Genomic DNA, 5,795 nt, shown 5'->3' on the forward strand with positions numbered 1-5,795 from the left:
TCAACTGTAGGAGCGAGCCTGCTCGCGATGAAGCCAGACCAGTCGACACAAAACCTCAACCCCGCACCAAACTCCGCACCGCCGAAATCTCCGGCACTTCCCGCCGATCCATGTACACCCGCAACGGTTCGGTGATGTTGATCCGGTCGTCTATGTTCTGGTCCAGCAGCAACTGAATCAACCCACGCTTGAGCGTCATGGATCCTGAGGGGCCGGGCGCCCAGACGAATTCGCTGGTGGGGATGATGCCATCGTCGGCCACGTCCATGCCGAAGGCGTCTTCGCTGAAGCGCACGATGTAGTGGCCGGTCTTGCGGTTGAGGCCGACGAAGCCTTTGAGCTGGTCGGCAGCCTGGCAGATGAGCTGGGAAGTGATGCGCATGGTAAACCTCACAGTGGTGATCGTTGGTTTACACGCAGGGCGAGCGAATGGCGTTCCCTCTGCCGGGGATTACCGAGGGCAAGCGTACTGCAAACAAGTGCACAAAAGCGCTGACGAAAATCAGCTTTACGCACGTTTATGTCGGTCTCGCGATAGCGCTGGCAACGCTCAGTTGTTAAAAGGGACGTCTTTGAAAATCATCGCGAAAGGATTTCGAACATGCCTGCAACCTTCACCAAAAGCACCCTGCTGCTGAGTCTGCTGCTCGGCCTCGGCCAGGCAAACGCCGCCAGCGAGCCCAGCCCCACTGCATTGGCCACGCGCCTGGGCATTCCACACCCGGCAGTGATCGCCCACCGTGGCGCATCTTTCGATGCGCCGGAATCGACCACCGCCGCGTACAAACTGGCCCGCGACCTGGGTGCCGATTATCTGGAACTGGACCTGCAACGCAGCAAGGATGGCGTGCTGTTCGCCCTGCACGACAACAATCTGCAACGCACCACCGACGTCGCCAGCAAATTCCCCGAGCGCAAGGACAGCCCGGCCAACGCGTTCACCATGGCCGAGCTGAAAACTCTGGATGCCGGCAGTTGGTTCAACACCGCTTACCCGGATCGCGCGCGCCCCTCCTACGCAGGCCTGAAGATTCTGACCCTCGATGAAATCATCGACATCGCCCAAGGCAATCCGCTACACAAGCCCGGCCTGTACATCGAAACCAAGGAGCCGCAGCAGTTTCCCGGCATCGAACGCGATCTCAAAGACAAACTTCAGGACCGTGGCTGGCTGAGCCCCGCAGGTTCGAAACTGGCGAAAAGCGAGCTGGCGGTCGGTCAGGGCAAAGGCAAGGTGATCCTGCAAACCTTCGAAAAAAGCAGCCTCGAACTGCTGGAAAAAGAAATGCCGCAGGTGCCGAAAATCCTGTTGCTGTGGGTGGGCGAAGGCAACATCGAGCCGAAATCCAAAGTGACCTTTGCCGAGTCCGGCGAGAAGGATAAAGCCGCTTACTACGCCAAGCAGCAGCCGAAGGACAAAGCCGAATTCCAGCGTTGGGTCGACTACGCCAAGGCCGAGGGCGCGATCGGCACCGGCCCTTCCGCTGCGCTGACCAAGGGTGGCGATCAGAGTTACTCGGACCTGGTGCAACCGTGGATGAACCAGTACACCCACGATCAGGGTTTGCTGGTGCACGTCTATACCATCGACGATGCGGTGGATTATCAGAAGGTCATGGATGCGGGTGTCGATGGCATTTTCACAAACCGCGCCAGCGAGTTATTGAAGTTCTATAAACGTCCGGCGGCGGCGAGTGTTGATCAGGTGTTGAAGAACAATGGGTATTGATTGGGGACCGAGGCGCGTCCATCGCGGGCAAGCCTTGCTCCTACAAAATTGCGTCGCACCTGTAGGAGCCGAGCTTGCTCGCGATGACGCCGGATCAGGCAAAGGGAATTTTAAGGGTGGATTAAGTTACAAAAGCTAACCTGATCTCACTTAAACAGCTCACACAAGGAATGAACTCATGAAGACTCTGACTGCCCTGTTCACCGCTGCGGCCCTGACCCTCACCGCTGGTTTGGCCCAGGCTGATGTTCCTGTCGACCAGATCCCGCAATTGGTCAAGGATGGCAAGATCAAGCCGCTGGAAGAGCTGAACCAGGTCGTGATGAAGCTGCATCCGGGCGCCACGATTACCGACAGCGACCTGGACAACCACTTCAACGGCTACGAGTACGAAGTCGAGTTGCGTGACGCACAGAATGTTGAATGGGACGTGGATTTGAACGCCGCCACCGGCGAAGTCCTGAAGAACAAAAAGGACGACTAAGCACACAGCAAAAAGCCGCACGATTGACCGATCGTGCGGCTTTTTTGCGTCTGGAGGTTTAATCAGGCCGAGGTGCTGACCAGCGTCCCCGAAGTGCCGGAGCCGGATTCCTGCAATGCTTGCAACAACGCCGCCGTTGCCGTCTGCAAGGAGGCCGATGTGGCCGCGATTTGCGATTGTGCGGCAGCGACAGCAGCGGCTTTGGCGTCATCGTCTTCTTGCTTGGCCTGGGCCGCTTGCAACTGCTGCATCTGCTCCTGCATCTGCTTTTGCAGTTCGGCGATCTGCTTGCGCAGCTCCTTCACCGCGTCGGATTCTTCGCTGCTGCTTGAGCCGCTGTCGCCTGATGCAGGCGCTCCACCGGCAGCGACTTTGGCGCTGTTGGCGGGTGCCGCAGCGGCCGTAACCGTAGTGGATTCAGCGTTGCTGGTGACGGTGCTGGCGGTTGTGGTCGAAAGTGGCAGAGGGATCGAGATATTGGTGATGCTGACCATGGGACGTTATCCAATGTTGATGAGGGGTAACTCCCTCATCGACATCGCCGCCACGGATTTGAGATCGACTGTGTACCGACTCGGTAAGCAAACCGGTACACAGCCGTTTTCGTCAGGCGCTGAGCCGCGCCGTCACCTCGTTCAACTCGCCTGACAGGCTATGCAGGTTGTTGCTCGCTGCTTCCGTGCGCTGCACATTGTCCAGGTTGGTGCTGGCGATGCTGGTGATTTCGGTGAGGTTGCGCGAGATGTCCTCGGCCACTGAAGTCTGCTCTTCGGCGGCGGTCGCAATCTGGCGGTTCATGTCGCGGATGGCTTCCACGGCCAGGGTAATGCGTTCGAGCATGGCGCCGGCCTCGGTCACTTGCTGGACGCTTTCCTCGCTACGCGATTGACCGGTTTCAATCGCCTGGGCCGCTTCGATCGCACCGGTCTGCACGGTTTGAATGATCTGGTTGATTTCGATGATCGACGCTGCCGTGCGCTGCGCCAGGCTACGCACTTCATCGGCGACCACCGCGAAACCGCGTCCGGCTTCACCGGCACGCGCCGCTTCGATAGCGGCGTTGAGCGCCAGCAGGTTGGTCTGTTCGGCGATGCCGCGAATCACTTCCAGCACCTTGCCGATACGCCCGCTGTCGGTTTCCAGTTGGCGGATGACTGTGGCGGTGTTGGCGATTTCGCCGCGCATCTGGGTGATAGTGTGGATGGTGTCCTGCATGACTTTTTCACCCTGCTGCGCTGACTGGTCGGCATCATCCGCCGCGCGCGCCGCATCGGCAGCGTGCCGCGCGACTTCCTGGGCGGTGGCGGACATTTCGTTCATCGCCGTGGCCACTTGATCGGTGCGGTTGAACTGCTCGTTGGTGCCACCGGCCATCAACGTCGCGATTGAATTCAGTTCACCGCTGGCGCTGTCCAGATTCGAAGCGCTGCGTTGCAATCGGGTGAAGGTTTCGGCAAGGAAATCGCGCAGGGTGTTGGCGGCCATTGCCAGTTTTCCAAGTTCATCCTGACGGGTGCTGGCCACGCGCTCGGCAAACTTGCCCTGGCTGAGTTGCGCCACGTATTCGATGAGCTTGCGAATCGGCTCGACCAGGTTGCGGTTAACCAGCCACAGGCTCAGCAGACCGATCAACAGGCCCGAAGCCAACATCACGATGATCCCCAGCCACACGGTGCGATCAGCTTCAGCGCTGATCAGTTTCGATTGCTCGGCACCCTGCTTGCGCAACTCGCTGACCAGTTCACTCATCTGCTCGCTGGTCGCGCGGTCCACGCCTTTGACCGCTGTGTCGCCTGCGGTCGGATCGGCACCTGCCGCCACATAGGCATCGCGGCCCTTTTGGTAAGCGGTGCCCAATTGGCGATGTTCGTCGCGCAAGCGCTCGATGCGAATCTTGAGTTGCGGCTCGATGCCCTTCTGCCCCGCCAGCTCACCGAGAATGTTCTGCACATCGCGCTGACGCTCTTCGAATTGCGACCAGTACTTATTCAGGTCAGCCGGTTGCTTGCCGCGCAACAGGACGTTTTTCCACTCCTGCACCTGCACCTTGAATTGCAGGTTGGCTTCATCGATCAATTGCGAAGTGTGCAGCGGCCCTTCGATCAGGTTGGCGTAGCTCTGAACACCGCTGGAGAGAAAGTGAAAACAGGCCAAAGCGATCAACAGCATCGCGAACAGACTGCCGCTCAACAGGGCGAGAATTTGCGCTCTCAAGGACTTTTGCAAAAACATCGGAAGGTACTCATGACAGGAATGAGGCACGCCCCGGTAGGCGTGAAAGGTGTCCGGACATCCCTGTCCGCGACCTTGGCTGATGGCCGAGGGCGCGCAACTTAACTCAAGCGTGATCGGCGTGCCAGAGCGGTTCTTGAGTTAAATCCGACCACTGGCAGTGCAATCGTTTGCGCCCTACAACTGTCACAAAAACGTCATCCAGCCTTGCGATGATGCGGCTCACGTGAACCTGTAAAACCCGCGACAGGCGCCTCTCTTTGCGAGCTCTCATGAACCACAGCATCGATCAAAGCCATCGCGATCCGGATCTGTTCGGCCTGCTTTACGGTTTCAGTTTTCGCCCCGGTGAGCGCGGTCAGGAAATCGATTCGGCAAGGGCTTTGCGCTGCTTGCAGCAACCGGAAGATGACGAGCAATTTCTCTGGCTGCACCTGAACCTCGCCCACGCCGCGTGCGAGCGCTGGATGAAAAGCCATCTGGAGTTGCCCGACGAATTTTTCGAAGCCTTGCACGAAGGCTCGCGCTCGACGCGCATCGAGCATGTCGATTCGGCATTGCTGGCGGTGGTCAACGATGTGGTGTTCAACCTCAGCAGCATGGTCTCGTCGGATGTCTCGACGCTGTGGGTCTGTGCCCGCAGTCGGTTGATCATCAGCGCGCGCCTGCAACCGCTGCACTCGGTGGACAAGTTGCGTTCTTCGGTGAAGGCTGGCGAATGCTTTCGTTCGCCGCTGGAATTGCTGGTGCATTTGCTGCGCGATCAGGGCGAAGTGCTGACGCAGATCGTGCGCAAGACCAGCCTCAGCGTGGATCAGATCGAAGATGAATTGCTCTCTTCGCGCCTGTCGACCAACCGCGCCGAGTTGGGCGCCAACCGCCGGGTGTTGGTGCGCCTGCAACGCTTGCTCGCGTTGGAGCCAGGTTCGTTGCTACGGCTGCTCAACCGACCGCCGCCATGGTTGCAAAAGGAAGACGTCAAGGAGCTGCGCAAATCCACCGAGGAATTCGCGCTGATCATCAACGACCTGACGGCGCTCGGTGAACGGATCAAGCTGTTGCAGGAAGAAATCGCCGCCAACCTCAACGAACAGAGCAACCGCACGTTGTTCACCCTGACGGTGGTGACGGTGCTGGCATTGCCGATCAACATCATCGCCGGTTTCTTCGGCATGAACGTCGGCGGGGTGCCGCTTTCCCAGGACCCGGAAGGGTTCTGGATTCTGGTGGCCCTGGTCGCGACGTTTACCGTGATTGCCGGGCGCTGGGCGTTTCGTAAGCGGCAGGATTATTAAGATCAAAAGATCGCAGCCTTCGGCAGCTCCTACATTTGCAATGCGACTTCCTGTA

The 5,795-nt window shown here is 58.9% G+C and carries 6 protein-coding genes; 3 read left to right on the forward strand and 3 right to left on the reverse strand.

Translation table 11 applies throughout. From position 1 onward, the window contains the following. Positions 1 to 55: 55 nt before the first annotated feature. Positions 56 to 382, reverse strand: coding sequence for a DUF2025 family protein (locus ACW9JC_RS28250; RefSeq protein WP_457459148.1), 327 nt, complete (start codon positions 380 to 382; stop codon positions 56 to 58). A gap of 219 nt (positions 383 to 601) precedes the next feature. Between ACW9JC_RS28250 and ACW9JC_RS28255 the strand changes: the two genes are divergently transcribed. Together ACW9JC_RS28255 and ACW9JC_RS28260 are read left to right on the forward strand one after the other, a co-directional pair. Then, positions 602 to 1,729: a glycerophosphodiester phosphodiesterase gene (locus ACW9JC_RS28255; protein ID WP_457459150.1), complete on the forward strand. Its 1,128-nt coding sequence runs from the start codon at positions 602 to 604 to the stop codon at positions 1,727 to 1,729. Positions 1,730 to 1,907: 178 nt separating this feature from the next. Then, on the forward strand, positions 1,908 to 2,213 hold the full coding sequence (locus ACW9JC_RS28260; protein WP_457459152.1) for a PepSY domain-containing protein: 306 nt from the start codon (positions 1,908 to 1,910) through the stop codon (positions 2,211 to 2,213). Positions 2,214 to 2,275: 62 nt separating this feature from the next. Here the strand turns inward: ACW9JC_RS28260 and ACW9JC_RS28265 are convergent, their stop codons facing one another. Next, positions 2,276 to 2,707, reverse strand: coding sequence for a hypothetical protein (locus ACW9JC_RS28265; RefSeq protein WP_457459154.1), 432 nt, complete (start codon positions 2,705 to 2,707; stop codon positions 2,276 to 2,278). 112 nt (positions 2,708 to 2,819) lie between these two features. Next, the gene (locus tag ACW9JC_RS28270; protein WP_457459156.1) at positions 2,820 to 4,445 is read right to left on the reverse strand and encodes a methyl-accepting chemotaxis protein; all 1,626 of its coding nucleotides are present in this window, start codon (positions 4,443 to 4,445) and stop codon (positions 2,820 to 2,822) included. Between the two features lie 272 nt (positions 4,446 to 4,717). On the opposite strand from ACW9JC_RS28270, the gene ACW9JC_RS28275 reads away from it, so the two are divergent. After that, positions 4,718 to 5,740, forward strand: coding sequence for a transporter (locus ACW9JC_RS28275; protein ID WP_416126162.1), 1,023 nt, complete (start codon positions 4,718 to 4,720; stop codon positions 5,738 to 5,740). Positions 5,741 to 5,795: the final 55 nt, after the last annotated feature.

The organism is Pseudomonas sp. SDO5591_S426, from assembly GCF_054070755.1.